The organism is Streptomyces tubbatahanensis (assembly GCF_022699385.1).
Lineage (GTDB): Bacteria > Actinomycetota > Actinomycetes > Streptomycetales > Streptomycetaceae > Streptomyces > Streptomyces diacarni.
This window is the reverse complement of sequence record NZ_CP093846.1, coordinates 2,423,231-2,449,248: the sequence shown is the minus strand read 5'-3', so window position 1 is coordinate 2,449,248 and position 26,018 is coordinate 2,423,231. Positions and strand designations below refer to the sequence as shown.

Sequence of the window (26,018 nt, the reverse complement as noted above, 5' to 3'; positions counted from 1 at the left end):
GTGCCGTGTGTGCGAGTAACCCCCCACGAGAGGAAGCACGTTGAAGAACCCCACGAAGAGCATGAAGAGACTCACCGCCGTCGGTGCCGTCGCGCTCGCCGCCTTCAGCCTCAGCCCCGCCGCCGCCTCCGCGCTGCCCTCGGGCAACCCGGCAGGCGACGGCGAACCCGGGACGACCATCGTCGGCGGCACCCCCGCCGAGCAGGGCGAGTTCCCCTTCATGGTGCGGCTGTCCATGGGCTGCGGCGGTGCGCTGCTGGAGAAGGACATCGTGCTGACCGCCGCCCACTGCGTGGACGGCAGCGGCTCCGACACCAGCATCACCGCGACCGGCGGCGTCGTGGACCTCGAGGACCCGGCGGCCGTCACCGCCACGTCCACCGAGGTTCTCCAGGCCCCCGGCTACGACGGGCAGGGCAAGGACTGGGCGCTGATCAAGCTCGACAAGGCGCTCGACCAGCCCACCCTCCCCATAGCCAAGGACGACGCCTACAACGAGGGCGACTTCACCATCGCGGGCTGGGGCGCCGACCAGGAAGGCGGCGACCAGCAGCGCTACCTGCTCAAGGCCGAGGTCCCCTTCGTGGACGACGCCACCTGCAAGAGCGCCTACCCCGACCTGGTCGAGGGCGAGGAGCTGTGCGCGGGCAAGCTCGACACCGGCGGCGTCGACAGCTGCCAGGGCGACTCCGGCGGCCCGATGTTCCGCAAGGACGACGCCGGCGAGTGGGTCCAGGTGGGCATCGTCAGCTGGGGCGAGGGCTGCGCGCGGCCGGGCAAGCCCGGCGTCTACACGGAGGTCAGCACCTTCGCCGCCGACATCGAGGACGCCGCAGCGCAGCTGGGCGGCTGATCCGGCTCCGCTAGCCCGGCTCCGCTGGGCCGGCTGACCCGGCTCCGGCCGGGCGGCTGCTCCCCTCCGCACGCGATCGGCCGTGGCCCGCTGGTGAGGCACCGCGGGCCACGACCGGTCGGGCACCCAGCCCGTACCGCGGCCGGCGCGCTGCGGGCGGGAAGACGCCGGCCCGGCTCGGCTGGTCCGGCCAGATCCGGACGAGAGGCCCTAGTCCACCTCGACCACGGCCTCCGCGAACTGGGATCTGTACAGCCGCGCGTACGCGCCGTCCGCGGCCAGCAGGGCCTCGTGGTCGCCCTGTTCCACGATGGAGCCGTTCTCCATCACCAGGATGACGTCGGCGTCCCTGATGGTGGAGAGGCGGTGGGCGATCACGAAGCTGGTCCGCTCGGAGGCGAGACGCTCCATCGCGCGCTGGATCAGCACCTCGGTGCGGGTGTCCACGGAACTGGTCGCCTCGTCCAGCACCAGGATGACCGGGTCCGAGAGGAAGGCACGGGCGATGGTGATGAGCTGCTTCTCGCCGGCGCTCACCGTCGCGCCCTCGTCGTCGAGCACCGTGTCGTAGCCGTCCGGGAGCGTGCGGATGAACCGGTCGGCGTGCGCGGCCCGCGCGGCCTCCTCCACCTGCTCGCGGCTCGCCCCCTGGGCGCCGTAGGCGATGTTCTCCGCGATGGTGCCGCCGAACAGCCAGGTGTCCTGGAGGACCATGCCGATGCCCGCGCGCAGTTCCTCGCGGGACATCGCCGCGATGTCGGTGCCGTCCAGCAGGATGCGGCCCGAGCGGACCTCGTAGAACCGCAGCAGCAGATTGACCAGCGTCGTCTTGCCCGCCCCCGTGGGGCCGACGATCGCCACCGTCTGCCCTGGGTCCACCGCCAGCGACAGGTCCTCGATCAGCGGCGTCTCCTCGGCGTAGCGGAACGAGACGCGCCGCAGCTCCACCTGGCCCCGCAGCTGTTCAGGGCGCTGGACGTGGGCCTCGTCCGGCTCTGCGGACTGCTCCTCGGCGTCGAGCAGTTCGAAGACCCGCTCGGCCGAGGCCACCCCCGACTGGATGAGGTTCGCCATCGAGGCGACCTGGTTGAGCGGCTGGCTGAACTGCCGCGAGTACTGCACGAACGCCTGCACGTCACCGATCGACAGCGCGCCGGACGCCACCCGCAGCCCGCCGACGACCGCCACGAGCACGTAGTTGAGGTTCCCGACGAACATCATCGCCGGCTGCATGATGCCGCTGATGAACTGCGCCATGAACCCGGCCTTGTACAGCTGTTCGTTCTGCTCGGCGAAGACGGCGGCCGACTCCCGCTGCCGCCCGTAGACCTTCACCAGCGAGTGGCCCGTGTACATCTCCTCGATGTGCGCGTTCAGCGTGCCCGTGGACTTCCACTGGTCGACGAACTGCGGCTGCGCGCGCTTGCCCACCCGCGTGGCGACCAGCGCCGAGAGCGGCACGGTCACCAGCGCGACCAGCGCCAGCAGCGGCGAGATCCAGAACATCACGCCGAGCACACCGACGATCGTCAACAGCGAGTTGACGATCTGGCCCATCGTCTGCTGAAGCGTCTGCCCCAGGTTGTCGATGTCGTTGGTGACCCGGGAGAGCACCTCACCGCGCGACTGCTTGTCCAGGTAGGACAGCGGCAGCCGGGACAGCTTCGCCTCCACCTGCTCACGCAGCCGGAAAACGGTGCGGCTGATGGCCCGCACCGATATCCGGGTGCCCCACAGCATCAGCAGCCCGGCGGCCACGTACACGGCGACCGCCGCCAGCAGCACGCCGCCCACGGCGCCGAAGTCGACGCCGTGGCCCGGGGTGAAGTCCATACCGGAGAGCATGTCGGCGGCCCCGCCGTCCCCGCGCTCGCGCATCCCCTCGAGCGCCTGCTCCTTGGTGATCCCCTCGGGCAGCTTGCCCCCGATGAAGCCGCCGAAGACCAGGTCGGTGGCGTGCCCGAGGATTTTCGGACCGATCACGTTCAGGGCGACACTGCAGACGACGAGAGCCAGCATCAGCAACAGCCTGCCGCGCTCCGGGCGGAACTGGCCCAGCAGCCGTTTGCCCGACCCCTTGAAGTCCAGCGACCGCCGCGGCGGCGCTCCGCCCATTCCCCCACCACTCATCAGGCGGCCTCGCTCTCGGTCAGCTGGGACAGCACGATCTCCCGGTAGGTCTCGTTGCTCTCCATCAGTGCGTCGTGCCGTCCGGTGCCCACCACGTGTCCCTCGTCCAGGACGAGGATGCGGTCCGCGTCCCGGATGGTCGCCACCCGCTGGGCGACGATCACCACCGTGGCCTCGGAGGTCTCCCTCTCCAGCGCGGACCGCAGCGCCGCGTCGGTCGCGTAGTCCAGCGCCGAGAAGGAGTCGTCGAACAGGTAGATCTCCGGGCGGTGCACCAGCACCCGCGCGATCGCCAGCCGCTGCCGCTGCCCGCCGGAGACGTTGCTGCCGCCCTGCGCGATCTCCGCCTCCAGGCCGCCCTCCATCCGCTCGACGAAGTCCCTGGCCTGTGCCACCTCAAGCGCGTGCCACAGCTCCTCGTCACTGGCGTCGGGGCGGCCGTAGCGCAGATTGGAGGCGACCGTGCCGGAGAACAGGTAAGGACGCTGCGGCACGAGCCCGACGGTCGAGGCCAGCAGGTCGGGGTCGAGGGTGCGCACGTCCTCCCCGTCGACGAGGACCTGGCCCTCAGTGGCGTCGAAGAGCCGAGGGATCAGCCCCAGCAGGGACGACTTGCCGCTGCCCGTGGAGCCGATCACGGCCGTCACCTCGCCGGGACGCGCCATCAGATCGACGCCCTGGAGCACGGGTGCCTCGGCGCCCGGGAAACCGAACCCGGCACCGCGCAGCTCCAGATGGCCGTGGCGGCGCAGCCGGCTGACGGGTGCCGAGGGCGGCACGACGCTGGAGTCGGTGTCGAGCACCTCCTGGATGCGCTCGGCGCACACCTCGGCGCGCGGCACCATCATGAACATGAAGGTGGCCATCATCACCGACATCACGATCTGCATCAGGTAGGAGAGGAACGCGGTCAGCGCGCCGATCTCCATGTCCCCGTTGTCGATGCGGTGGGCGCCGAACCAGACCACGACGACGCTGGAGACGTTCACGACCGTCATCACGACGGGGAACATCAGCGCCATCAGCTGTCCCGTGCGCACCTGCAGGTCGGTCAGGTCGGTGTTCGCCCCGTGGAAGCGGCGCCGCTCGAAGTCGTCCTTGACGAAGGCGCGGATGACGCGGACCCCGGAGATCTGCTCGCGCAGGATCCGGTTCACCTGGTCGAGACGCTCCTGCATGGTGCGGAACAGCGGCCGCATCCGGCGCACGATCAGCATGACGGCGATGCCCAGCACCGGGACCACGCCCAGCAGCACGGAGGAGAGCGGCACGTCCTGGCCGAGCGCCATGAAGATGCCGCCGAAACACATGATCGGCGCGGTGACCACCAGCGTGAACGCCATCAGCGTCACCATCTGGACCTGCAGCACGTCGTTGGTGGTACGGGTGATCAGCGACGGGGCGCCGAAATGACCGACCTCACGGGCCGAGAAGGACTGCACCCGGTCGAAGACACCCGCCCGGATGTCCCGGCCGAGCGCCGCGGCGGTGCGCGCCCCGAGGTAGACGGCACCGATGTTGCAGACGACCTGCACCACCGAGACCGCCAGCATCAGGCCGCCGTGGCGCAGGATGTAGCCGGTGTCGCCGAGGACGACACCGTTGTCGATGACGTCCGCGTTGAGGGTGGGCAGGTAGAGCGTGGCGCTCGTCTGTATGAGCTGGAGCAGGACGAGGAGCGCGATCGGCCGCTGGTAGCGGCGCAACCGGGCGCTCAGTAGGCGGATCAGCACACGGATGTCCTCGTGGTCAGTGAGGGTGGGAAGCAGAAGTGGAAGAGCGTAACTGCGTGCGGCACGCGGCCGCCTCTCCTTTTGAGTTTTTCCACCGCAACCCCGGTCAAGTCCTGGCAAAAGGAGGGGACTACGGGCGCGCTGTGCCGGGGTGCGGGCGGAGCCGCGCCGGATCGCGGTGGGGGCGTCGCGGCGGCGGACCGCTTGTGGCGAACTGCTCGCCGTGGCGGGCTGCTCGTCGTGTCGGGACCGTCGCTTCGGCGACTACACCGGCAGCGCGCCCGGATACGTCTCCTCGCGCACCGTGACGTACTGCTGCCGCACGGCCTGTCCGACGGCGCGCTCCTCGCCCGCCTCGAACACCTGGCAGGCAGCGGCGGGCCACTGCGGGGGGTAACCCGACCCTGACAGCGCCCACGCCGCCTGCCGCGCCGCACCGATCGCGGCGTAGTCGGCGGGCTCGGGTACCACCACCTGGGCGTCCAGCAGCGCGGGCGCCGCCGTCCGCACGGCCGGCAGGTTCGCGGCCTGCCCCAGCAGGAAGACCCGGCGCACCGAGACCCCGCGGCTGCGCAGCACCTCCAGCGCGTCGGCCAGCCCGCACAGCATGCCCTCGACGGCGGCCCGCGCCAGGAACTCGGGCTTCATGCTCTCGCGCCGCAGCCCGTGCAGTGAGCCCGCCGTGTGCGGCAGCTGCGGAGTGCGCTCACCCTCCAGATACGGCAGCAGGACCAGCCCCGAGGCACCGGGCGTCGACTCCGAGGCCAGGTCGGACAGGCCCTCCAGATCGGTGCTCAGCATCCCGGCGGCACCCCGCAGCACCCGGGTGGCGTTCAGCGTGCGCACCACGGGCAGGTACATTCCGGTCGCGTCCGCGTACGAGGTGATGGTGCCACTCGGATCGCCCAGCGCCTCGTGGTGGACGGCGCAGACCGAGCCCGTGGCGCCCAGCGAGATCACCGCGTCGCCCAGCCCGAGCCCCAGTCCGAAGGCGGCGGCCATCGTCTGCCCCGTACCGGCGGAGATCAGCAGCCCCTCGGGCGTGTGCCCGGCCGGCTGGGAGGGGCTGACGACCTCGGGGAGCCTCGCCGGACGGCCCAGCGCCAGCTCCACCAGGTCGGTCCTGTAGGACTCGGTCGCGGCCGACCAGTAGCCGGTGCCCGAGGCGTCGCCCCGGTCGGTCACCCGGCGCTCCGGGCGTCCCAGCAACTGCCAGACCAGCCAGTCGTGCGGCTGCATCACCTCGGCCACCCGACGGGCGGCCTCCTCCTGCTCGCGCGCCAGCCAGCGCAGCTTCGAGACCGGGTGGGAGGCCTGCGGGACCGTGCCGACGGCCTGCGCCCACGCCTCGCGTCCGCCCAGCGTGTCCACCAGGTCGGCGGCCGCGGTCTGCACCCGCTGGTCGTTGCCGAGCAGCGCGGGCCCGACAGGGGCCCCCGCTTCGTCGAGCGCCACGAGGCCCTGCTGCTGTCCGGAGACGCCGATGGCCTGCACGTCGGCGAGCTGCCCGCCGCCCGCCGCCTCACCGAGCGAGAGCAGCCAGGACTGCGGATCGTCGCGCTCCCCGGGATGTGCGGCGTGGCCGTGCCGCAGGATCGCGCCCGTCTCCGCGTCGCAGACGACGATGCTTGTGTACTCGGCTGAGCTGTCCAGTCCGGCGACTATCCCCATGGCCGGAATGATGCCTCATAGGGGCCCGTACCGGACCCGGCCCCCCGCACCCGTGACCCACGCCTCATCCCGCCCTGCTGCTTGCTTGCCTGTCTGCATGCCTTCCCTCACGCGCGCACTGTCGCGGATCGCGCCCGGCCGTCCTAGCGTGAGACCGGTCACCGTCGTGCGTCGCGTACCGCCTCCGCACCGGGAGACGCCCCGGAAGCCCGCACCGCGGACGCCGTGGCTGTTGCCGCTGCCGTCGCCCTTGCTGTTGCTCTTGCTGTTGCTCTTGCTGTTGCTCTTGCTGTTGCCGTGAAGGGAGCCCCTGTGACCCGTGCGACCGAGCCCGACCCGCTGCGGCGCCTGACCCTCGACCAACTGCGCCGCCGCACCAGCATGAAATGGCGCACCTACGCACCCGACGTGCTGCCCCTGTGGGTGGCCGAGATGGACGTGCCGCTGGCGGAACCGGTCGCCGAGGCGATCACCGAGGCGGTGCGCCTGGGCGACACCGGCTATCCGGCCGGCACGGTCTACGCACAGGCACTCGCCGGCTTCACCCGGCGCCGCTGGGGCTGGGAGGTGCCGCCGGAGCGCACGGCACTCGTCCCCGACGTGATGCTCGGCGCCGTCGAGGTGCTCAAGCTGATCACCGGCCCTGGGGACGCCGTGGTGGTCAACTCCCCCGTCTACACGCCCTTCTACCAGTTCGTGACGCATCTGGGCCGCCGGGTGGTCGAGGCCCCGCTGGACGGGGCGGGGCGGCTGGAGACCGCCGCCCTGGAGACCGCCTTCGCCCGGGCGGTCGAGGGCGGCCGCCGGGCCGCCTACCTGCTGTGCAGTCCGCACAATCCCACCGGCACCGTGCACACGGCCGGCGAACTCACCGGTGTGGCCGCTCGCGCACGGGCGCACGGCGTACGGGTGGTCGCCGACGAGATCCACGCGCCGGTGGTGCTGCCGGGCGCACACCACGTGCCCTACCTCTCGGTGCCCGGCGGTGAGCACGCCTTCAGCCTGATGTCCGCCTCCAAGGCGTGGAACCTGGCCGGGCTCAAGGCCGCGCTCGTCCTCGCGGGGAGCGAGGCGGCCGACGAGCTGGCCCGCATGCCCGAAGAGGTCGGCCACGGGCCCAGCCATCTGGGAGTCCTCGCCCACACCGCGGCGCTGCGGCACGCCACCGGCTGGCTCGACAGCCTGCTGGAGGGGCTCGATGACAACCGGCGGCTGCTCGCCGGCCTGCTGGAGCGCCACCTGCCCGACGTCGGCTACCGCCCCGGCGAGGGCACCTTCCTGGCGTGGCTCGACTGCCGCGCCCTGGGGCTGGGCGACGACCCGGCCGCCGTCTTCCTGGAGCGCGGGCGGGTGGCTCTCAACTCGGGGCCCGCCTTCGGCACCGGGGGAGCCGGGCATGTGCGGCTCAATCTGGCGACCTCGCCTGACATTCTCGACGAGGCCGTGCGCCGGATGGCGTCGGCGGTCTGAGCGCCGCGGTGCGGGTCGTGGAGCAGCGGGCCCGGGGCGGGTCCCGGGGCACGCGGCGGACCCGTGACCGGTCTGTACGGTCACGGGTCCGGGGTGCTGCGGGGTGGTGCGGGCGCGCGGTCGCGTCAGCAGCGCTTCGAGGAGTACGCGAAGTTCTGCTTGCTGTCGCCGGGGGCGCGCACGACGCCGCGGGCCGCCGTGCAGTGGCGCACCGTGTCCGCGGGGTACGACCAGAAGGACGCCGCCTTGGTGCGGTTCCAGCTGCGCAGACCCACCAGCTTGTGCGTCTTGAAGTCGTACACGGCGATGTTGGTCGACCAGTGCGGGTGCTTCTGCCGGAAGCTCTGCCACACGTACAGGTAGCCGTAGTTGCGGTTGCAGCGCGGCGAGTAGAACTGCTTCACCGACGCGATGACGTGGCCCTTGCGCTTGATGTGGCCGGTGGAGCCGATCTGGTAGGCGTCCGCGCACACGCGTGCCTGCTGGGCCGAGCCCTCGGCGGCGTCGGACTCGGGGGCGGCGTTCATGGCCGTCGCCCCGCGGTCGGCGCCAGGGGCGGGAGCCGGACCGGAACCGGCCTGGGCGGCACCGGCGGGCAGCAGGGCCAGTGCGCAGGCCGCGGCTACGAGGGCGCCCTTGACGGGCGGAAGGGTACGCATGGGGTCTCCTCCTCAGGGAGAGCGTGATCTTCCGGACAAAAAGGCCGGATCGGGCATCACAGTAAGATCCCACGGCGTCCACGGCCGGGATTCACCCGTCACGGCGGGTCGTACGAGCGGGGCCCGGCCCGCCAACGCGGTGCCGGACCCCGGTCATTGGCCCCCGGTCGCCCCCGAGCTCAGCAGCGCTTCTGCGAGAACGCCTGGTAGGCCTGCGGCGAGCCCGCCGGGCGCAGCGAGCCCACGGCGGACGTGCAGGCCTCGACCGTGTTCGCCCCCTCGGACCAGAACTCCTGCTGCTTGGTGGCCTTCCACGCCTTGGCGGCGTGCACCGAGTCGTCGTCGTAGCTGTAGACGCCCAGGGTCACGTCGTAGGGCGCGGCGGTCTTGCGGAAGCTCTCCCACACCCACAGGTAGGCGTAGTTCTCGTGGCACTTCTTCGAGTAGAACTGTTTGACGGAGGCAAGTGTTTCCGAGCCGCGCTTGATCAGCGCGCGCTCGCCGATCTGCACCGCGTCGTCGCAGACGCCCGAGGCCTGTGCCCGCTTGCTCGCCGGGTTCCCCTCCGGGGAGGGGGCCGAGGTGCGGGTCAGCTTCTGCGAAGGACCGGTGGCCGGGCCGCTGCCCGCGTACGCCGCGCCGGCCGGCAACAGCACCAGTGCCGTGGTGGCCGCGACAAGTGCGCCCTTGGAGAAACGAGTGGAACCCATGGAGATTTTTCCCCCTCTTTCCTGAACAACGGTCGGATACGAGACATCCGAGGCATGTGGTCGATGCGCCGGATACCCAGTAAGACACGTTGGCCCCGCCCGGGGTTGTACTCCTCGCGGGGAGCACACGGGGCGAGTTGACGTCACGTCAGCCACATCCGTCCCGTCTGCCCCCCGGCCCCCGGCGGTGTCAGGCGGCGGTCGCCCGCAGGTCGCTGAGCACCCGTTCTCTCAGGATCTCGGGCGCGACGCCGAGCCGGGCGAAGACGCCCAGAGAGAGGGCGTCGTCGGAGCGCGACAGGCCGAGCACGACGTGCTCCACGCCGATGCGCCGGTCCTTGCGCGCCAGCGCCTCGCCCAGCGCGTCCTTGAGCGCCTTCTTCGCCCGGGCGGCGAACGGAAGGTGCCGGGACAGCGCCCGGCCGCCGCGGGTCCGGTGCCGCCCGGCCGGTCCGTGGGCGCCGCTGTCCTCGGTGCCCGCCGGGCCGTCCAGTGCGCCCTGGCCGAACGAGTCCTCCGCGCGTCGGCGGACCTCCTCCAGGTCGATGCCGAACGCCCGCAGCGCGGCGGCGTCCTGCGGCCCGAGGTCGTCGCCCGTCCCGCTCACCACTTCCGCGACCGCCGCCCGGCACGAGGCGGGGGTGACGCCGAGTCGCGTGAGTGTCGCCGCACCCGGCTGCTCGGGGTGGCGCAGCGCCGCGAGCAGCAGGTGCTCGGTGCCGATCCACTCGTGCCCCAGTGCTTCGGCCTCCTCCTGTGTGCGGATCACGACCTCCCGCGCCTCCTTGCTGAACCGTTCGAACACCGGCCTCACCTTCCCTTCCGCTTCGCGTGCTTCTTGTGCACCGCCTGTCGGCTGACGCCCAGGGCCGCCCCGATCTCGTCCCAGGACCAGCCCTGGCGCCGGGCGCCGTCGACCTGGAGCGCCTCCAGTCGCTCGGCGAGCCGCCGCAGCGCGGCGATGGCCCGCAGGCCGACTGCCGGGTCGCTGTTCAGAGCGGCCTGAGCGGTATGCACCGCTTCCTGCGCTTCGGTACCTGCCATGACGTCAACGTAGGGTGACACGGAGGAACTGTCAACCATTGTTGACGCTCGCCTGCTGCCCGTCTCGATTCCGGGGGTCGGGCCGGGTCGGGCCGGACGAGCCGGGCTGGGTCGGCCGAGTCGGGCTGGGCGGGGCCGGTGGGGGCACCCGGTGTGCGGCCGTCACCGGTCTGGGAGGGTGACGACTTTTCACCATGGCCGGTCCCGGCGGGCGTTCGCCGCCCGGGGTGCGGAAGGGGGCGCCCAGCGGGTGCCCGAAGGAGTGATGCCGAGGTTCACTCGAAAGAGGGGCTGGTGGGGCGCTCCGGCTCGCCTTCTGTGCGCGCGAGTCACCCCTGACATACCTGAGCGCCCCACCAGGCCGGGGCCGGGTGGGGCGCTCAGGTGCAGGTGGCGCCGATTTTTCGGACACCTGCGCCCGTGGGGCGGGTGGGACTCGAACCCACGGCCGACGGATTATGAGTCCGCTGCTCTAACCGGCTGAGCTACCGCCCCGTAACGGCGCACCGCGCACATCTGTGCGCGCCGTCTGCCGCAGCATAACCGTTCATAGGATCTCCCGCCCGCGCCGGGGGAGATCTACGCAGGTGAGGACCCCGAACCAGGGGTGATCGGTTCCCGGTCGGCGTCACTTTCCCGGAAGTGGCCCGCGAGCGCCCGGACCAGGGGGCCGTGGGCGAGGAGCAAGGCGAAAGGAGGAGCGAAGGGGAGGGCGGCGACGGGCATGGGCCGGAAGAAGAGAAGGGGCCCCTCCGGGGCCCCTTCCACTGTTGCTCCCGCGACTGGACTCGAACCAGTAACCTGCCGGTTAACAGCCGGCTGCTCTGCCGATTGAGCTACACGGGAATGTCCCGCCGGTCGCGCTCCCGGTGGCCGGGGCGCTCCCTTGCGACGGGGAATACATTAGCGCATGCCAGGGGGTGCTCCGAAATCGGTATTGCCGCCGCGCATGCGCGGTACCCCTTGAGGCGTCCCGGCGGCCGACGCGGCCGGGACGCCGGGAGATGGACCTCAAGGCCGAGAGAAGGGGCAAAGCTATGCGCTACCGGCTCACGTTCGTGTCCGGACTGGCCGTCGGCTACCTGCTCGGTGCCCGCGCGGGACGCGAGCGCTACGAGCAGATCAGGAAGAGCGTGCGGAGGATCTCGGAGAACCCGGCGGTGCGCAACGCGGGAGAGGCGGCGGCCCTCAGCGGGCGGCAGGCCGCCTCCAAGGCGGCCGACCGTGTCCAGGACCGGCTCCCCTCCTCGCTCGGTGACCGTGTGCGCACGGTCCGGGACCACCGCGCCCGCTCCGGCGACGAGTGGGGCGCCGAGGGTCGCTAGACCCCCGGCGCACTGCGGCAGCCCCGGCCCCGGGCGGCCGGGGCTGCCGCAGTGCGTCCCGCTCCCCGGCGCTCCCGCGGCACGTTCCCCGGCGCTGCCGCCGCTACCGGGGAATCCGGCCGCGCGCGTTCTTTTTGCCGCTGCCCTTCTTCTCCTCCGCGAGCAGCGGCGCCAGCAGATCGCCGTGTTCCTCGACGCGGGCAGGGAGGTCGGAAGTGAGGAAGACGAGGTCCTCCGGCTTCCGGGCAGCGGCGAGCTCGTCCCAGGTCAGCGGCGTGGAGACGGTGGGCCGGTCCTTGGCGCGCAGGGTGTAGGGCGCGGCGGTCGTCTTGGCCTGGTTGTTCTGCGACCAGTCCACGAAGACCTTGCCGCCACGCAGGTTCTTGGCCATCTTGCTGACCGCCTGCTCCGGCATGTCCGCCTCGGCCTCCTGGGCGAGCTTCTTCGCGTACGCCGACACCTGGTCCGAGGGCGTGCGTTCGAGGGCGGCGATCAGGTGCAGGCCCTTCGAGCCGGAGGTCTTGGGCAGCAGGGTGATGTCGTCGTCGGCGGCGCGTGCGCGCAGCCAGTCGGCGAGGGTGCGGCAGTCCAGGATGTCGGCGCCTTCGCCGGGGTCGAGGTCGAAGACGAGGCGGTCGGCCTTGGCCTGGTGGTCGGAGCGCCACTGCGGGGTGTGCAGCTCCAGCGCGGCGAGGTTCGCGGCCCACACCAGCGTCGCCTCGTCCTGGATGAGGACCTGGTGCAGCGGCTCCTTGCTGACGACGTTGATCTTGCGGGTCGTCACCCAGCTGGGCGTGCCAGGGGGGACGTGCTTGGTGAAGAACTTCTCGCCCTCCACGCCGTCCGGGTAGCGCAGGAAGGAGAGCGGGCGTCCGTCGAGGTGAGGCAGGACGGCGTCGGCGATCGAGGCGTAGTAGTGGATCGCCTCTCCCTTGGTGAAACCCGTCGCCGGATAGAGCACCTTGTCGAGGTTGCTGAGGGCCAGCCGGTGGCCCCCGATCTCCGTGTGCGGCATAACCTGAGAGTCCCATAGAAGGGACAAAGTATGCGTTCAATCTGGAAAGGGACCGTCTCCTTCGGGCTGGTCTCGATCCCGATCAAGGTGGTGTCCGCCACCGAGAACCACAGCGTCTCCTTCCACCAGGTGCACACGGACGACGGGGGCCGCATCCGCTACCGCAAGGTGTGCGAGCTGGACGAGCAGGAGGTCCCGCGCGAGGAGATCGGCCGCGGTTTCGAGACGGAGGAGGGGCGCACGATCCTCCTCACCGACGACGACATGGCGGCGCTCCCCCTGCCCACCGCCAAGACGGTGGAGATCCTCGGCTTCGTCCCCGCCGAGGACATCGACCCCATCCAGCTCGACCGCTCGTACTTCCTGGCCGCGGACGGGCAGCGCGCCGACAAGCCGTACGTGCTGCTGCGCGAGGCCCTCAAGAGATCGGGCAAGGTCGCCGTCGCCAAGCTGGCGCTGCGTGCGCGGGAGAGCCTGGGGATGCTGCGCGTGTACGAGGACGCGCTCGCCCTGCACACCATGCTGTGGCCGGACGAGATCAGGTCGGCCAGTGGTGTGGCGCCCGAGGGGGAGGTCGCCGTGCGGGATCAGGAGCTGGATCTGGCGGACACCCTGATGGAGACGCTGGGCGAGCTCGACTGGAGCGACCTGCGCGACGAGTACCGGGAGGCGCTCGAGGAGCTCGTACGGGCCAAGGCCGAGGGCGTGGAGCCGCCGCCCGACGAGTTGCGCCGCAGGACGGAGGCCGGCGGCGGGAAGCTGGTGGACCTGATGGCCGTGCTGGAGCGCAGTGTGGAGGAGGCGCGCGGCGGGCGGGACGCGGGGGAGGACGGCGAGGCGACGGTGCACGAGCTGGCGGAGCGCCGTTCGGGCGAGCGCCCGGCCAAGAAGGCGGCGTCGAAGAAGGCGGCGTCGAAGAAGACGGCCACGAAGAAGTCCGCCACGAAGAAGTCCGCGGCGAAGGAGCCCGCCGCGAAGGGGTCTGCGGGCAAGGGCAAGAGCACGAAGCGGTCCGCGTCCACGAGCACGGACAAGGCCGCCTCCAAGAGCACGAAGAAGACGGCCGCCAAGAAGGCCGCCCGCCCCCGCAAGACCGCCTGAACCGCCTGAACCGCCTGAACCGTCTGAACGGCGGTGGGGCTCGGCAGGGGCGGCGGCTACCCGTGCCGCTGCGGTCTGCGGCCCTCGGGCAGGAACAGGGCCGAGTTCACGTAGCGGCGGTGCGGTGCGAGGGAGCGTCGCAGCAGCCCGTGGTCGGCGACGTGCACGGTGCGCCGCTGGTGTGCCGCCAGGTCGAAGTCGGCCAGCCGCACCCAGGTGTCCGCGGGCAGCACCCAGCCGCTGTAGCCGAGCGCGGCCAGCTGTGACAGCACCGGGGGGAGCGGCTGGATACGCGCTTCCAGTTCGATGAAGAGCGCGGGCCGCTCCCGGGCGAGGGTCGCCTCGGCGCCGTGCAGGACGGCTCGCTCACCGCCGTCCACGTCGATCTTGACGAGGGAGACGTCCGTCAGCCCCAACGCGTCCAGTGGGAGGCAGGGCACGTCCAGCGAGGCCGCGTGCACCTCGCGGCGCACCAGGGAGGACACGCCCCGGTCCCCGCGCCCGTCGGGCGGCAGCCACAGGGTCGCCCTGCCCGCGTGGTCGCTGGCCGCCGCCTGGAGGATCCGCGCGTTGGGCGGCGCCGTGGCCCGCAGGTGGCGGACCAGGTGCGGGACGGGTTCGAGGGTGACGACGCGGTCGGCGCGGAGTGCCAGCCGGCGCGTCCACGGCCCGTACCAGCCGCCGACGTCGACCGCCGTACCGCCGGGCGGACAGTAGTCGCACAGGCGGCCGAGTTCCGGTTCGAAGCGCGGGTAGAGCCAGTCGGTGCCCGCGGTCAGCAGGCGCCGGGGCAGGTGGGGGCCGAGGCGGGAGGCGAGCGTCATGGCGCCGGCTCTTCCGGGGCGGCCGTCGCCTCCATGAGCCGCTGATGCTCCTCGTCCGCGACCTGTTCGCCGGAGGACGGAAGAAGCTGCGGTATGCCGTCGAGAACGGGATAGCGGCGGCGCAGCCGGGGGTTGTAGAGCGTCTGGTCCGGCTCGATCCAGACGAGCGGCCCCTTGTCCAGGGGACAGGCGAGGATCCTCAGGAGGGGGTCGTCGGCGGAGAGGCTGGGCATGGTCACGGCCTTTCGGGTGCGTGGTGGGGGCTCTCGGGGCGGGCGGGCGGCAGCGTCGCCGACAGCGGGCGCCCGGCCGGTGGCAGCGCCCTGGGCCCGTGGCCGCCCGCGGGGAGCCCTTCTTCCGGCGCGCTGTTCGCCGCGGTGCCGGCGGCGGGGGCGTGGTCGGGGCGGGGGCCGGCGTCGTGACGGGGCAGGGCCACCAGGACGCAGATGGCGAGCAGGGCGCCGCCCAGTCGCAGGGCGAGCCGCAGCGGCTCGTCGGGCAGCGGCTCGGCGAACGCGACGGTGCCGCTGACCGACGCGTAGAGGAAGTTGACGGTGGTGCACACGGGCACCACCAGGGAGGCGCGGCAGCGCTGGAGCGCGGTCTGGGACAGGACGAGTCCCGTCGTGCCGGTGAAGGCCAGCAGGTACGGGTACGGGGAGGTGGCGAGTGAGACCACGGTGCCGCGCACGTCGCCGGGGTCGAGGAGCCCCGCGACGCCCTTGATGGCCAGTGAGCTGACCCCGTACAGGAAGCCGACCGCCACCCCGTAGGGCACGCCGGCGGTGGGCAGCCGGTGGCGCCGGCGTGAGCGGCGCTCGGCGGTCAGGAACAGCCCGAGGCCCACGGCCAGGGACGGCAGACTCAGGGCGAGCAGCAGGGGCGCGGGCGCCAGAGCGCTGATCGTCTCGGAGCTGTCCCGCAGCGACGCGACGCTCATCACGAGCGCCGCCAGGATCGCCGCCATCCCCATCCGTTCGCGCCGGCCGGGCTTCTCGCCCAGGAGAGCCGTGGACAGCAGGAGGAGCATCACGAGTCCGGTCACGAACAGGCCCTGCGCGGCGACGAGGGGCAGCGTGCGGTAGACGGCGAGCTGCGCGGCGAAGCCCAGCAGCAGCGAGGCGGCGCCGACCAGCCACAGCGGGCTGCGCAGCAGGTGCGAGACGAGCCGCGCCGGCCGCCCGGCGGACAGCGGCGGGAGGGCGGACAGCGCCCGCTTCTCGATGACGAAGCCCATGCTGAACAGCAGGTTGGCCAGCAGCGCCGCCGCGACGCCGACGGCCATCAGCCGCCCTCCCGCGGGGCGGGTTCGGCGTGTGGCCCGCGCTCGCGTCCCGGCACCGCGCGGGCGTGTACCAGCAGGATGGACGCCAGGGACGGCGTGTGGCAGGCGACGCGGTCCAGCGGGCGGAACGGGCGCGGTACGTCGTGGTAGGGCGCCCCGGTGATCCGTACGACGCGGAAACCGGCGGCCGGCAGCAGGGAGCGCAACGCCCGCGCCGTGTACAGCCGCAGGTGTCCGACGACCTGGGACCCGGGGCGGCCGTGTATGCCGCGCAGTGACACCTCGGAGAACACCGGCTGGGTGCCGCACAGCAGCAGCAGGCGGTTGTACCAGGCGGCGAGGTTAGGGGTGGACAGCAGCAGGTGCCCGCCGGGGCGCAGTACCCGGTGCAGCTCGTCCAGGGCGGCGTCCGGATCGACCAGGTGCTCGATCACCTCGGAGAAGAGCACGGCGTCCGCTGCGCCGGTCGCGAACGGGAGCCCGGGCGCGGACAGTTCGCCGCGTACGGCGCTCAGGTGTGCGGCGGCGCGGCGCAGCGCGTCCTGCGACCAGTCGACGCCGACGATCCGGTGCCGGGCCAGGGCGGTGGCCGCGGCGGCGGCCGCGGTGCCGTCGCCGCAGCCGATGTCCAGCACGGTGGAGGGGACGGACCCCAGCGCGCGGGAGAGGACGGCCGCCTGGCGGCGTGCGCGCTCTGGCCCCGAGGCGACCGGAGTGGCCGGATCCTCGTACAACTCCCGCAGACCGCCTTCCGCGTCGTACGTCCTCTCGTGCGTCCCGTCGTGCCGGTGCCCGGTGCGTACTGTGCCGCCGCTCATCGCGGTTCCTCCCTCAGCTCGGCTCGTCCGCCACGTGCGCCGTCTCCGCCAGCGCGTCGGTGAACAGGTCCCCGAGGCGCCGGCCCGCCTCGTCGTCCAGCCGGGCGTGCGACCAGCGCAGCGCCAACTGGAGCCGCCCGCCCGTGGAGACGGTGGTGACCGACAGGCCGCGCGGGCGCTTCGCCGGTGCGGAGAACCACACGGCGCGGGCACGCCCCGCGTCGCCGAAGTCCAGCGGGTAGGGCACGCGCCCGATGTTGGAGAGCAGCACGCTGGAGGCCCACGGGGCGGCCGCGCCGCGCAGGGCACGGGTGCCGGCCGCGCGCAGCCCGACGGGCAGCAGGGGAGTGGTCAGCAGGCCGGCGCTGAAGCCGAGTTGGGGGCGGTCGGCGGACTTCAGCGCGCGGGTGCGGACGGCGGTGGCCCGCAGCAGCTGTTCGACCGCGCTCCGGCCGGCCGCTCCCGGCGCCACCAGCGACGCGTGCAGCGCGCGTTCCTCGGGCCCGAAGCCGACCTCCACCAGCCGGGTGCCGTTGCCGATGGGCATGTCTGCCGTGCGGGGCCTGTCGTCCACGGGCATGGTGACGCGGACGGGACGCACCGGCGCCGCGTGCGCGCTGTTCCACCGGGCGACCATCAGCCAGGTGGCCACCAGCAGTTGGTCGTTGACCGTGTAGGGGCCGGCTTCCCCGGCGGCGCGGGGCGGCCGGGCCGGCACCGGCAGGTCGGCGATCAGCATGCCGTTGCCCGGGGCGTCGGGGTGGCGGGTGTGCGCCGCGACGCGCGCCGGCCGCGTCCAGGAGCGGGCGGGCGCTTCGGTGCCGGCTCTCGTGCGCCCAGGAGTGCGGGGCGCCCGTACGGGCGGTGGCGCGGGGGCGTTGTCCGCGCCGCCGTACAGGTGCGCCGCCGTGGCGATGACCCGCAGACAGGCCGGGCCGTCCAGCGCCGTGTGGTTGATCGTCACCAGCAGGACGCAGCCGCCTCCGTTCTCGGCGCCCTGGAGGTTCTCGATCACCTCGGCGCGGAACGGCGGGGAGGCGTCCAGCGGAGGGCACTGGGCGAGCGCGCGTCGCCGCGCTTCCTGGAGCGTCCCGCCGGGGAAGGCGACCGGGTCGCGGTCGGGCTCGCCCGTGAGCACCCACGTGTAGCGCGACCGCCACCAGCGCGACGGCGACTGGCGCATCAGGATGCGCGGATGCCGTCGCATCGCCTCACCGAACGCCTGCCGCAGCCGGTCGGGGTCGGGTACGGCGGGCAAGTGGATCTCCACGTGCACCGTTTCCGGCTCGTCGTCGTCCAGACAGTGCCGGGTGATCTCGTCGACGGTGGGGAAGGGGATGCGGCGCTCACCGGGTGCCGGCGGGTGGGGCAGCCCCGCGGACGGCGGGCCGGCACCGCCGCCGGAGACGATCGCCGAGCCAGGGCGCTCCCCGGCGGCCCTCGACTCCGGAGCGCTGACGCTGTCGCGCGCGTGCGCGCCCGCGCCGCTGTCAGCGCCCATGTGCGGTGCTGTCATGGGGCCGTCCCCTCCCCCTCGCGCGGCGCGCCGGTTCTGCGCGTCCCTCCCCGCGTATCGTGCGTCCCTCCGTGCGTCCCCTCGTCCGTATCGTGCGTCCCTTCGTACGGTGCGGACGGAGGCTGCTTCGGCCCCCACTGGGCGGACTGCACGGACTGCCCGGACTGCACGGACTGCACCGATTGCTCGGACTGCTCGAACGGCGGGTGCGGGGGCCCGAGCACCGGCGTGCCGGGCTCCGTCCCAGGGGCGGCTCCGCGCTCCCGTGCGGGCAGCGTCACCAGCGCGGCGGTCAGGGCGAGCAGCGCCAGTGCCTGTGCGGCGTGCCCGAAGGCGCCCCGGCCCTCGGCGACGGCCGACCCCGCGCCGAGGGCCGCGACCACCCCGGCGCCCGCCATGGCCACAAGCGCCACCGGCACGAGGATGCCGGGCCTGAGCCGGGCGAGCACCGCCAGTGCGGGCACGATCAGCGCGTACGGACCTGCCACGAGGGCGACCACACAGGTGAGCGCCACCGTGCCCAGGACCGGGCCGGGTGCGGGCACCGTGCCCTCGTCGTCCGCCCCCAGCGGCCTGCCGCGCCGGGGGGCGAGGAAGGCGAGGCCGAGCAGCGCGGCGATGCCCAGGCCGCCGGCCACGAGTCCTGCCGTGTACCAGGTGGCCGGCCGGTACTCCAGCTCGACGGTGCCCTCTTCGCCGGCCGGGACGAGGAAGCCCTGTTGCCAGCCGTCGAGCCGCAGCGGGCGCAGTTCCTTGCCGTCGAGGGTGGCTTTCCAGCCCTCGTTGGCGTTCTCGTGCAGGACGAGGTAGGAGGCCGGCCCGCCGGCGACCTCGACGGTGCGCTCGTCGCCCGTCCAGTCGCGCACGGTGCTCTCGCGCTCGTTGCCGGCGCGGGAGGCCTCGGAGTCCGGGGCGGCGGAACCGGAGGAGGCACGGGACGCGGCAGGTGTCTCGCCCTCGGCGCCCCGCGGCGCGGCGGCGGCGCCCTGCTCGCCGGTTCCCAGGGTCACCTGGGTGAGGGCCAGCGGCCCGCTGTCGCCGGCCTCCACCGTGTGCCGGCCCGCGTCCAGCCGCAGGCTGCCGTCCTCGGCTTCCCCCGCGCACAGTTCCACGTCGACGGGCCGCCGCAACGTCAGATCGCGCACGGTGCCGGACGCCTTGGTGGCGTGCAGCGTCCCGTCGACGGCGAGCATCGGGCCCTTGCCGCAGGGCAGGCCGAACGTCTGGTCCGCGCTGGGCGCGGTCACGCGGTACTCGTCGAGCGCGGGCAGGTACACCTCGTTGAGCCCGACGGGCAGGGGGAGTTCGCGGTCGGCGAGCGGATTGTGGACGGTCACCTTCCGCGTCTTGGTGACGGTGAGCGTCAGCTGGTCCGTCTCGATGGGTTCGAACCGGGCCTGGCCGTTCTTGTCGACGCCGGCGGTCGCCGCGCCGTCCGGTGAGCTGATGCGGATTTCCTCGGCCGCGGCGGAGATGCCGCCCGCAGGTGCCAGGACGATCTCGCCGATCTCCTTCTTCTCGGGCCACTTGAGCCGGATCGTCGGCTTGTCCCCGGCGATCCACGCGGTGGACAGGTTGCCGTCCACCAGGTTGCGCGCGCTCAGCGAGCGTCCTGTCCTGGCCGTCGAGTCGGCGGTGGCGGTGATCCGCTCGCGGGGTCCTGGGGCGGCCTCGTCCAGCAGCCGGTCGAGCGCGTCGCCCGCCACGGGCAGGGCGCGGGCGCGCACGTCGTAGTCGCCTTCGCGCTCCGTGGAGAACGTGCGGTGCAGCCCCGCCTCGGAGGCGGCAGGTGCCAGACCGCCGGGGTCGTCTCCGCGGTGGAGGGAGATCAGCTCGCTGTCCGCTCCGGCGTCTCCGGTATCCCCGCCGCTCCCGCTGCCCCCACTGTCGGTGGGGAGCTTGAGCAGCCGGGTCACCTGGACGCCGGGGATGCCGATGTCGGCGAATCCGGCGCCGGAGAGCCCGGGCCGTGGGGTCTGCGCGTCGGTGATGGTCAGCTTCAGCCACGACGTCGCGCCCCGCGGTGCCGTGACCTTCTGCGTCTTTCCTGTGGGGCGCAGGAAGCTGGACTCGCTGCCGTGCGCGGTCTCCACGGTGACGCGGGTGGGCGCGGCGCGCGTGGCGTCGCCGGGCAGCGGCGTCACCTCGATCGAGGCGGGGAGGTCGACACGGTCGTCGAACTCCGCCTTGATCCACTGCCCTTCGGGCTCTCCTGCCGTGCCCTCGGCCCAGGCGGTGTCCGGGTTGCCGTCGAAGGCGCCCACGGGGTCGAACTGGGGCAGGTGGAAGAGCCAGTTGCCGCTGCTGGAGGCCGTCACCGAGGCCGCGCCGCGCAGGACGGACGTGGTCTGATGCCGGACGCCGTCGGTCGGCAGGATCTGTTTGGGCTCCTCGCCGGGTTGCTGGAGGCTGTCGGGATGGTTCCGCTCGGTGGCCGTGTAGGTGTACGAGGTGTTGGTGTTGACCAGCCCGAACCGGGTGTCGGCACGGCGCAGCCCGTCGCCCCTGACCCGGAGCGCGGGCGCGCCGAGCCCCGGGTGGCTGTCGCCGCGCAGCACGGCGGGCCGCCCCTTGAGGCGCGGGTCGCCGGCGAGCGGCAGCAGTGACTCGGGGCCGCCGCTGACCTCGGCGGTGTCCGAGACGGGCTGCACGGTGGCCCGTTCGGGCCGCTCGACGCCGGTCGGCCGGTAGATCTCCACGGCCTGTCCGCGCGGATAGAAACCGGCCACCTGCACGGGCGTGCCCTCGGGGATGCGGCCCCCGGTCAGCTGCGGCCCGAACGCCTCGACCTTCTCGTAACCCGACTCCTCCAGCGTCCGTTTGACGGTCTGCGGTGGTACGTAGCCGAGCTGGTCGGGGTCCAGGTCCCCGCGTACGACGACGTAGTAGAGGCCCGCGCGCGCCAGGAAGTCGGCCAGCCCCGGGACCTCGCCGCCGCTCATGAGTGCCTGTTCGACCGCGTCGGTGGCCCTGCGGTTTCCCGGACTGCCGAAGGGGACGTAGTCGCGCTGGGCCCAGGGGGACGCGGCGAGTACGTCGAGGGGCTGGTCGATGGGAGAGCCCCAGGTGTAGAGGCCGTGCGCGGTCGCCGGGGTGACGTAGGCGCGGGTGTGCGGGGAGTGTTCCTCCAGCCACGCCGCGGTCTGCTGCCAGTGCGCGGGGAGCTTGTCGAACGCGCCGGGCTGGAGGACGTTCCCGCCCAGGTAGGGCAGGCACAGTCCCGGCAGTACCGCCAGTGCGGCCACCCACGGAAGCAGGGGGCGGCCCGGCAGTGCGCGGGTGCCGCGGGTGGAGACGGCCACGGCGCACAGGTGGGCGAGCCCGAAGGCCAGCGCCAGGGCGAGCCCCGGCTGGAACTTGTAGATGTTGCGGAACGGACGCAGCCAGCCGTCCAGCCAGTCCTGCACGGTGCCGGAGAACGGCGCGCCCAGTGCGCCCCCGTACCCCGCCAGGACGACGCCGGTGACGGTCAGCACGCACAGCAGCAGCCAGCGCCGCTCGGGCAGGTCGCGCCGTGCCAGGCCCGCCAGTCCGAGGGCGGCGGCGGCAGCGCCGCCCAGGATGGCGAGCCATCCGGCCGCCACCGTCCATCCCGCGGGCAGCCAGGGGTCGCCGAAGTGCAGATAGGCCGTCCAGTTGCCGGCGCCGCGCAGCATCTCGGTGGCCGACATGGTGCCGGTGGTGGTCTCGGCGTTCTCCACGTACGGCATGAAGTCCTCGCCGTACGCGCCGAGCAGCAGCAGCGGCACCCACCACCACAGGGTGGCCACCACGACGCCGGGCAGCCACCAGGCCAGCAGGGCGCGCCGCCTGCGGCCCGTACGGGTGGCGACGTACAGCAGGGCGGGCAGCAGCGCCGCCAGGGTGGAGGCCGCGTTGACGCCGCCCATGAACGGGATCGCCAGGGCGGAGCGGGCCGCCGCCACCCGTGGTGCGGACGTCGGCGAGGTGAGCGGCAGCAGCACCCACGGCAGCACGGCACCCGGCAGCGCGGCCGCGGAGGTGGAGCCGATCACGATGGTGAAGGTGGGCCACAGCGCGTACACCACGGCGCCCAGCAGCCGGGTGGGTGAGGTGCCCACGCCGAGCCGCTCGGCCAGCCGCAGTGCTCCCCAGAACGCCGCCGCGACGATCAGCGACATCCACAGCCGTTCCGCCAGCCAGGTCGGCAGGTGCGCGAGGTCGGTCAGCCCGTAGTAGGGCAGCGAGGGGAAGAGGTATCCGGCGTACTGGTCGGAGATGCCGCCGAAGCCGCCTCTGGAGTGCCACAACTGCCCCAGGTCGCCGAGGAACCTTCCCGGGTCGGCGGCCACGCCCAGCTTCGTCTCGAACGTCATCTTCCCCGGCGAGGGGGCGAGGAAGGCGACCAGCACGGCCGCCCAGAAGCCGAACAGCCAGCGCCGGCCCCTCGGTGCTCCGTGGGGCGGTCCCGTCCGTGGTGCGGGGGCCGGGGCCTGGGGTGGCGCCTGGACGGTCGTGGTCATGAGGGACACCGCCGGAGGATGAGGAGGAGGTTCCAGGTGGCCAGCTCGCGCAGCACGGGGACGCGGGTGACGGCGTGCGCGAGGAACGGCCAGTAGCGGGAGCGGGCCGCGACGATCCGCACGTCGTCCAGGGCGCGCACGTGTCTGAGAGTGGGGCCGACGTGGACGGCGAACAGGTTCTCGCCGAGCGCGTGCTTGGCGGCGTGTCCGGTGCGCCGCAGGTAGCGGGCGCGGGCGCGCTCGGCGCCGAACCAGTGCCAGGGGGAGGTCTCGTGGCCGCCCCAGGGCGAGTACCAGTTGGTGAACGAGACGTAGATCAGCCCGCCGGGACGGGTCACCCTGACCATCTCGGACAGGAACGTGACCGGGTCGGCCACGTGCTCCAGCACGTTGGAGGAGAAGCACACGTCGGCCGCGCCGTCGGCCAGCGGCAGCAGGTAGCCGTCGGCCAGTACCGCGCCGGCGGGGCTGCGCCCGCCCGCGTGCAGCTCACGCGGGTCGGGCTCGAACAAGAAGCAGTCGGCGCCCCGGCGGCGGAACTCCTCGGTGAAGTGCCCGCTGCCGCCGCCGACGTCCACCACGGTGCGGCCGCCGAGCGGGACGTAGCGCTCCACCTGCGCGACGGCGTCCCGTGCGAGCAGGCCGTAGCAGTGGGCCGGGTGCGACTGTTCGCGCAGGAAGGCGCGGAAGAGGACGAGGGAGCGTCTGAGGGAGGGGTCCCGCACGGCCGGTGTCACCGCCCCGTGGCGGCAGGGTGGGGGGCAGTGTGATCGGCGGGGTCGGCGTGGTCGGTGGGGTCGGCGAAGGCGGCGGGGGCGGCGGGGTTTGGCAGTGGCGCCGCCGCCGGAGCGCGGCCGGCTCCGGTGGCGCGCGCGTACGCTTCCGCCGCCACCGCCCGGAACCCGCTGACCGTGTGCGCCCAGCGGAACCCGTCGGCGCGGCGCCGCGCCGCCTCTCCCAGCGCCAGGCGGCGCCGCGCCGAGAGCGCCAGGGCGCACCAGTGGGCGGCGAAGGAGCTCTCGCCGCGTGCCAGCAGCCCGGTCACCCCGTCCTCGACCGAGTCGCGCAGCCCGGGGATGTCGAAACCGAGGGTGGGAGTGGACCGCGCGGCGGCCTCCATCACGACCAGGCCCCACCCCTCCACCAGCGAGGGGTGCAGCAGCAGCCACGCCTGGCACAGCAGCCGGTGCTTGTCGGCTTCGCTCACGTGTCCGGCGAAGGTGACGCCCTCGCCCGCTCTCGCCTCCAGCGCGGGCCGCTCCGGGCCTTCGCCCACGATGACGAGCCGGCCCCCCGTGACCGGACGCACCCGCTCCCACAGGCGCAGCAGCAGATCGACGCGCTTGTACTCGACGAGCCGGCCCATCGCCAGGAACAGCGGCTCGGGTGAGGCGGGATGCAGCGGTCCCGGATCCTCGACGCCGTTGTGCACGATCCTGATCTCGCCGGGGGGTACGCCGATGCGGGCCAGCGCCGTCGCGGTCGACCCCGAGACGGCGACCTTGAGGTTGTGCCGGTGGTTGCGGGCCAGCGCCCAGTGTTCGAGCCGCCGGCCGAGGCGTGCGGCGGGCGCGGGGTAGCGCATGCCCCACAAGTCGGTGTGCACGTGGTTGACGAGGCACAGTGTCGGACCGCTGTGCCACAGCGGAGCCAGGTACGGCATGCCGTTGCAGACCTCGACCAGCAGGTCGCAGTCGCCCACCTGTTGCGCGAAGGCGCGCCGGGCCCGCAGGAAGTGGGCCGCGTCGCCGCCCGCCGAGACGACGCGGTAGTCGCGGTAGGCGGCAGGGCCGCCGCACAACAGGGTGACCTGGTGGCCGTGGTGGGTGAGCCCCTCGGCGATCCGGTCGACCAGCAGTTCGGAGCCGCCCGCGGCCGGGTTGTCCAGGTCGCGCCGTGCCAGGAAGACGATGCGGCGGGGTGACCCCGCGGCGACCTGCCGCGCTCTGCGGGGGCCGGCCTCCCGTCCGCCCGCCGGGACGGACGGGAGGCCGGTGTGCGGGCCGTGCGGGGAAACCAGTGATGCGCGTACGTGCTGGGGCATGGGTGCTCCAACTCGTCTCGGAGGTGCGGGGGATACCCGACCGTGCGAGACGTTGCGAGTGAGCCTGCGGGACCTTACGGGTGCGCTTGCGGGCAGTGCGGAACCTTGCGGAACTCATGCGAAGGAGGTGCGGAGGTTGTGCGCAGGGGAGGTGCCGGAGGCGTGCGGGGCGGTGCACGTCGGAGGCTCAGTGTTCGCCGCAGCGTTCGCGGGTGGCTACTCACCGAAGTGACAATTTTCGCCCGGAGCCGGGCCGAAGCTTCATCACTTCGCGCTCCGTCGCGTGTTCAACCATGGGTGGCGGGCCCGGTCCGGGCCGCCGGCGACCGGCGGCCCCTGACCACCAGCACCGCACCGACCGCCGCGCACACCGCGCCGGCAGCGGCCGCGCCGACCGGCGCCACGCTGCCCACCAGCCGCAGCCGCGCGTTGTCGTCCTCGGCCAGCTCGACGGCCTCTCGCTGCGTCTTGTCGGTGAACTCCAGCTTGTCACTCTGCAGCAGCGTCACCTTGTCGGTCCTGCCGCCGGGTGCGCGCAGCGCGAGTTTCGGCCCTGTCGCCGCGTACAGGATGCGCCCCGTGCGCTGGTCGACGACGAACTCCAGGCCGGTGTTGGAGTACCACTGCTCGGCGTTGACCTGGCCGCGTTCCGGCTCGTCCACGAGCAGCCCCGGCACCTGCCGGGTGCCGGCCCGGGTGGGCTCGACCGTTCCCGCGAAACGCAGCCCCTTGTGACCGTGCACCGTCGCCTCGCCCTTGTAGCGCAGCGGCACGGTGCCGCCCAGGCTGCTGTCCCACCAGGCGTAGTCGCGCTTCTCCACGTCGAACGGCCACTTCAGATACGCCTCCCCGGCGATGTCGTCGGGCTTGGAGCCGCAGCAGTCCACAGGGCGGTTGGTCTCGCGGTCGGTCACCAGCCGTTCCGTCGTCCACTGGAACGACTTGCGCGGGTCGTCCAGCTTGCGCGTCCTGGGGTTGTCGATGGTCTGCGAGACGTCCCACACGGCGCGGCCGCTCTTCTCGCCGGCCGCGACGTCGCCCAGCACGCGCCGCGTGACGGTGAGCTTCTGGCCGCTTCTGGTCTTGAGTTCCTGCTGGTCGAAGTACCTGCCCTGGCCCGTGAAGACGGAGGTGACGTCCACGTCGGTGGGGGTGCGTTTGGCCCGCGGCTCGACGTACCAGGCCAGCATCGGCGCGAGGACGAGCAGGAAGACACCGAGGCCCAGCAGGACCAGGGCGAGGGGTGAGGCGGAACGGCGCATGACGGGGCACTCCGAGGGTGTGTTGACCCGCGCCCCGAGGGCGGTGTCCCAGGGGGAGCGGGTACGGCGCTGAG

Annotated in this window: 21 protein-coding genes and 2 tRNA genes; 4 read left to right on the top strand and 19 right to left on the bottom strand. The window is 72.9% G+C overall.

Going from position 1 to position 26,018, the window contains the following annotated elements; translation table 11 throughout:
* Window positions 1–61 precede the first annotated feature (61 nt).
* A complete protein-coding gene (locus MMF93_RS10560) occupies window positions 62–853 on the top strand; it encodes a S1 family peptidase (protein ID WP_423835394.1) in 792 nt (263 codons plus the stop codon).
* A 210-nt stretch (window positions 854–1,063) separates the two neighbouring features.
* Here MMF93_RS10560 and MMF93_RS10555 read toward each other — a convergent pair whose 3' ends face one another.
* The 3 genes from MMF93_RS10555 to MMF93_RS10545 form a co-directional block, all read right to left on the bottom strand.
* Complete coding sequence (locus MMF93_RS10555; RefSeq protein WP_242750956.1) at window positions 1,064–2,983, bottom strand: ABC transporter ATP-binding protein; 1,920 nt, start codon at window positions 2,981–2,983, stop codon at window positions 1,064–1,066.
* Window positions 2,983–4,716, bottom strand: coding sequence for an ABC transporter ATP-binding protein (locus MMF93_RS10550; RefSeq protein ID WP_242750954.1), 1,734 nt, complete (start codon window positions 4,714–4,716; stop codon window positions 2,983–2,985). The genes MMF93_RS10555 and MMF93_RS10550 overlap by 1 nt, the downstream gene beginning before the upstream one ends.
* A 264-nt stretch (window positions 4,717–4,980) precedes the next feature.
* Entirely contained in the window at window positions 4,981–6,387 is a 1,407-nt protein-coding gene (locus MMF93_RS10545) for an FGGY family carbohydrate kinase (RefSeq protein ID WP_242750951.1), read from the bottom strand.
* Window positions 6,388–6,768: 381 nt separating this feature from the next.
* Between MMF93_RS10545 and MMF93_RS10540 the strand changes: the two genes are divergently transcribed.
* On the top strand, window positions 6,769–7,857 hold the full coding sequence (locus MMF93_RS10540; protein WP_242757454.1) for a MalY/PatB family protein: 1,089 nt from the start codon (window positions 6,769–6,771) through the stop codon (window positions 7,855–7,857).
* A gap of 125 nt (window positions 7,858–7,982) precedes the next feature.
* Here the strand turns inward: MMF93_RS10540 and MMF93_RS10535 are convergent, their stop codons facing one another.
* The 6 genes from MMF93_RS10535 to MMF93_RS10510 all read right to left on the bottom strand — a co-directional run bounded on the left by MMF93_RS10535 (window position 7,983) and on the right by MMF93_RS10510 (window position 11,116).
* Window positions 7,983–8,516 (bottom strand): hypothetical protein, encoded by a 534-nt coding sequence (locus MMF93_RS10535; protein ID WP_242750950.1) that lies wholly within the window; start codon window positions 8,514–8,516, stop codon window positions 7,983–7,985.
* A gap of 179 nt (window positions 8,517–8,695) precedes the next feature.
* Window positions 8,696–9,226, bottom strand: a complete 531-nt coding sequence (locus tag MMF93_RS10530; RefSeq protein WP_242750948.1) for a hypothetical protein — start codon at window positions 9,224–9,226, stop codon at window positions 8,696–8,698.
* Window positions 9,227–9,416: 190 nt separating this feature from the next.
* Complete coding sequence (locus MMF93_RS10525) at window positions 9,417–10,031, bottom strand: Clp protease N-terminal domain-containing protein (protein WP_242750946.1); 615 nt, start codon at window positions 10,029–10,031, stop codon at window positions 9,417–9,419.
* A gap of 5 nt (window positions 10,032–10,036) precedes the next feature.
* Window positions 10,037–10,270 (bottom strand): hypothetical protein, encoded by a 234-nt coding sequence (locus MMF93_RS10520; protein ID WP_242750945.1) that lies wholly within the window; start codon window positions 10,268–10,270, stop codon window positions 10,037–10,039.
* Between the two features lie 421 nt (window positions 10,271–10,691).
* A tRNA-Ile gene (locus MMF93_RS10515) sits at window positions 10,692–10,765 on the bottom strand.
* 278 nt (window positions 10,766–11,043) lie between these two features.
* Window positions 11,044–11,116 (bottom strand) — tRNA-Asn (locus MMF93_RS10510).
* A 191-nt stretch (window positions 11,117–11,307) separates the two neighbouring features.
* On the opposite strand from MMF93_RS10510, the gene MMF93_RS10505 reads away from it, so the two are divergent.
* On the top strand, window positions 11,308–11,595 hold the full coding sequence (locus MMF93_RS10505) for a YtxH domain-containing protein (RefSeq protein ID WP_242750943.1): 288 nt from the start codon (window positions 11,308–11,310) through the stop codon (window positions 11,593–11,595).
* A 103-nt stretch (window positions 11,596–11,698) separates the two neighbouring features.
* Here MMF93_RS10505 and ligD read toward each other — a convergent pair whose 3' ends face one another.
* Window positions 11,699–12,610, bottom strand: coding sequence for a non-homologous end-joining DNA ligase (gene ligD / locus MMF93_RS10500; protein WP_242750942.1), 912 nt, complete (start codon window positions 12,608–12,610; stop codon window positions 11,699–11,701).
* 30 nt (window positions 12,611–12,640) lie between these two features.
* Between ligD and ku the strand changes: the two genes are divergently transcribed.
* Window positions 12,641–13,711 (top strand): non-homologous end joining protein Ku, encoded by a 1,071-nt coding sequence (ku, locus tag MMF93_RS10495; RefSeq protein ID WP_242750940.1) that lies wholly within the window; start codon window positions 12,641–12,643, stop codon window positions 13,709–13,711.
* Between the two features lie 56 nt (window positions 13,712–13,767).
* Here ku and MMF93_RS10490 read toward each other — a convergent pair whose 3' ends face one another.
* The 9 genes from MMF93_RS10490 to pgfA form a co-directional block, all read right to left on the bottom strand.
* Window positions 13,768–14,535: an FkbM family methyltransferase gene (locus MMF93_RS10490; protein ID WP_242750939.1), complete on the bottom strand. Its 768-nt coding sequence runs from the start codon at window positions 14,533–14,535 to the stop codon at window positions 13,768–13,770.
* A complete protein-coding gene (locus tag MMF93_RS10485; RefSeq protein WP_242757452.1) occupies window positions 14,532–14,768 on the bottom strand; it encodes a Trm112 family protein in 237 nt (78 codons plus the stop codon). Before MMF93_RS10485 ends, MMF93_RS10490 begins: the two co-directional genes overlap by 4 nt.
* 2 nt (window positions 14,769–14,770) lie before the next feature.
* Window positions 14,771–15,820, bottom strand: a complete 1,050-nt coding sequence (locus MMF93_RS10480) for a DMT family transporter (RefSeq protein ID WP_242750937.1) — start codon at window positions 15,818–15,820, stop codon at window positions 14,771–14,773.
* Entirely contained in the window at window positions 15,820–16,638 is an 819-nt protein-coding gene (locus MMF93_RS10475; RefSeq protein WP_242750935.1) for a class I SAM-dependent methyltransferase, read from the bottom strand. The genes MMF93_RS10480 and MMF93_RS10475 overlap by 1 nt, the downstream gene beginning before the upstream one ends.
* 13 nt (window positions 16,639–16,651) lie before the next feature.
* Window positions 16,652–18,154: a condensation protein gene (locus tag MMF93_RS10470; protein WP_242750933.1), complete on the bottom strand. Its 1,503-nt coding sequence runs from the start codon at window positions 18,152–18,154 to the stop codon at window positions 16,652–16,654.
* Window positions 18,151–22,638 (bottom strand): alpha-(1->3)-arabinofuranosyltransferase domain-containing protein, encoded by a 4,488-nt coding sequence (locus tag MMF93_RS10465; RefSeq protein WP_242750932.1) that lies wholly within the window; start codon window positions 22,636–22,638, stop codon window positions 18,151–18,153. Before MMF93_RS10465 ends, MMF93_RS10470 begins: the two co-directional genes overlap by 4 nt.
* The gene (locus MMF93_RS10460; RefSeq protein ID WP_242750930.1) at window positions 22,635–23,363 is read right to left on the bottom strand and encodes a class I SAM-dependent methyltransferase; all 729 of its coding nucleotides are present in this window, start codon (window positions 23,361–23,363) and stop codon (window positions 22,635–22,637) included. Before MMF93_RS10460 ends, MMF93_RS10465 begins: the two co-directional genes overlap by 4 nt.
* Before the next feature lie 8 nt (window positions 23,364–23,371).
* A complete protein-coding gene (locus MMF93_RS10455; protein ID WP_242750929.1) occupies window positions 23,372–24,682 on the bottom strand; it encodes a glycosyltransferase family 4 protein in 1,311 nt (436 codons plus the stop codon).
* 287 nt (window positions 24,683–24,969) lie between these two features.
* Window positions 24,970–25,944, bottom strand: a complete 975-nt coding sequence (pgfA, locus tag MMF93_RS10450) for a cell envelope lipid trafficking protein PgfA (protein ID WP_242750927.1) — start codon at window positions 25,942–25,944, stop codon at window positions 24,970–24,972.
* Window positions 25,945–26,018 lie beyond the last annotated feature (74 nt).

Excerpts from the sequence above, each read along its gene's own strand:
- MMF93_RS10455 (WP_242750929.1), bottom strand. The coding sequence starts at position 24,682 with ATGCCCCAGCACGTACGCGCATCACTGGTTTCCCCGCACGGCCCGCAC.
- ku (WP_242750940.1), top strand. The coding sequence starts at position 12,641 with ATGCGTTCAATCTGGAAAGGGACCGTCTCCTTCGGGCTGGTCTCGATC.
- MMF93_RS10535 (WP_242750950.1), bottom strand. The coding sequence starts at position 8,516 with ATGCGTACCCTTCCGCCCGTCAAGGGCGCCCTCGTAGCCGCGGCCTGC.
- MMF93_RS10470 (WP_242750933.1), bottom strand. The coding sequence starts at position 18,154 with ATGACAGCACCGCACATGGGCGCTGACAGCGGCGCGGGCGCGCACGCG.
- MMF93_RS10545 (WP_242750951.1), bottom strand. The coding sequence starts at position 6,387 with ATGGGGATAGTCGCCGGACTGGACAGCTCAGCCGAGTACACAAGCATC.
- MMF93_RS10560 (WP_423835394.1), top strand. The coding sequence starts at position 62 with ATGAAGAGACTCACCGCCGTCGGTGCCGTCGCGCTCGCCGCCTTCAGC.
- MMF93_RS10505 (WP_242750943.1), top strand. The coding sequence starts at position 11,308 with ATGCGCTACCGGCTCACGTTCGTGTCCGGACTGGCCGTCGGCTACCTG.
- MMF93_RS10530 (WP_242750948.1), bottom strand. The coding sequence starts at position 9,226 with ATGGGTTCCACTCGTTTCTCCAAGGGCGCACTTGTCGCGGCCACCACG.
- MMF93_RS10490 (WP_242750939.1), bottom strand. The coding sequence starts at position 14,535 with ATGACGCTCGCCTCCCGCCTCGGCCCCCACCTGCCCCGGCGCCTGCTG.
- MMF93_RS10555 (WP_242750956.1), bottom strand. The coding sequence starts at position 2,983 with ATGAGTGGTGGGGGAATGGGCGGAGCGCCGCCGCGGCGGTCGCTGGAC.
- MMF93_RS10480 (WP_242750937.1), bottom strand. The coding sequence starts at position 15,820 with ATGGCCGTCGGCGTCGCGGCGGCGCTGCTGGCCAACCTGCTGTTCAGC.
- MMF93_RS10485 (WP_242757452.1), bottom strand. The coding sequence starts at position 14,768 with ATGCCCAGCCTCTCCGCCGACGACCCCCTCCTGAGGATCCTCGCCTGT.
- MMF93_RS10540 (WP_242757454.1), top strand. The coding sequence starts at position 6,769 with ATGAAATGGCGCACCTACGCACCCGACGTGCTGCCCCTGTGGGTGGCC.
- MMF93_RS10465 (WP_242750932.1), bottom strand. The coding sequence starts at position 22,638 with ATGACCACGACCGTCCAGGCGCCACCCCAGGCCCCGGCCCCCGCACCA.
- MMF93_RS10520 (WP_242750945.1), bottom strand. The coding sequence starts at position 10,270 with ATGGCAGGTACCGAAGCGCAGGAAGCGGTGCATACCGCTCAGGCCGCT.
- pgfA (WP_242750927.1), bottom strand. The coding sequence starts at position 25,944 with ATGCGCCGTTCCGCCTCACCCCTCGCCCTGGTCCTGCTGGGCCTCGGT.
- ligD (WP_242750942.1), bottom strand. The coding sequence starts at position 12,610 with ATGCCGCACACGGAGATCGGGGGCCACCGGCTGGCCCTCAGCAACCTC.
- MMF93_RS10475 (WP_242750935.1), bottom strand. The coding sequence starts at position 16,638 with ATGAGCGGCGGCACAGTACGCACCGGGCACCGGCACGACGGGACGCAC.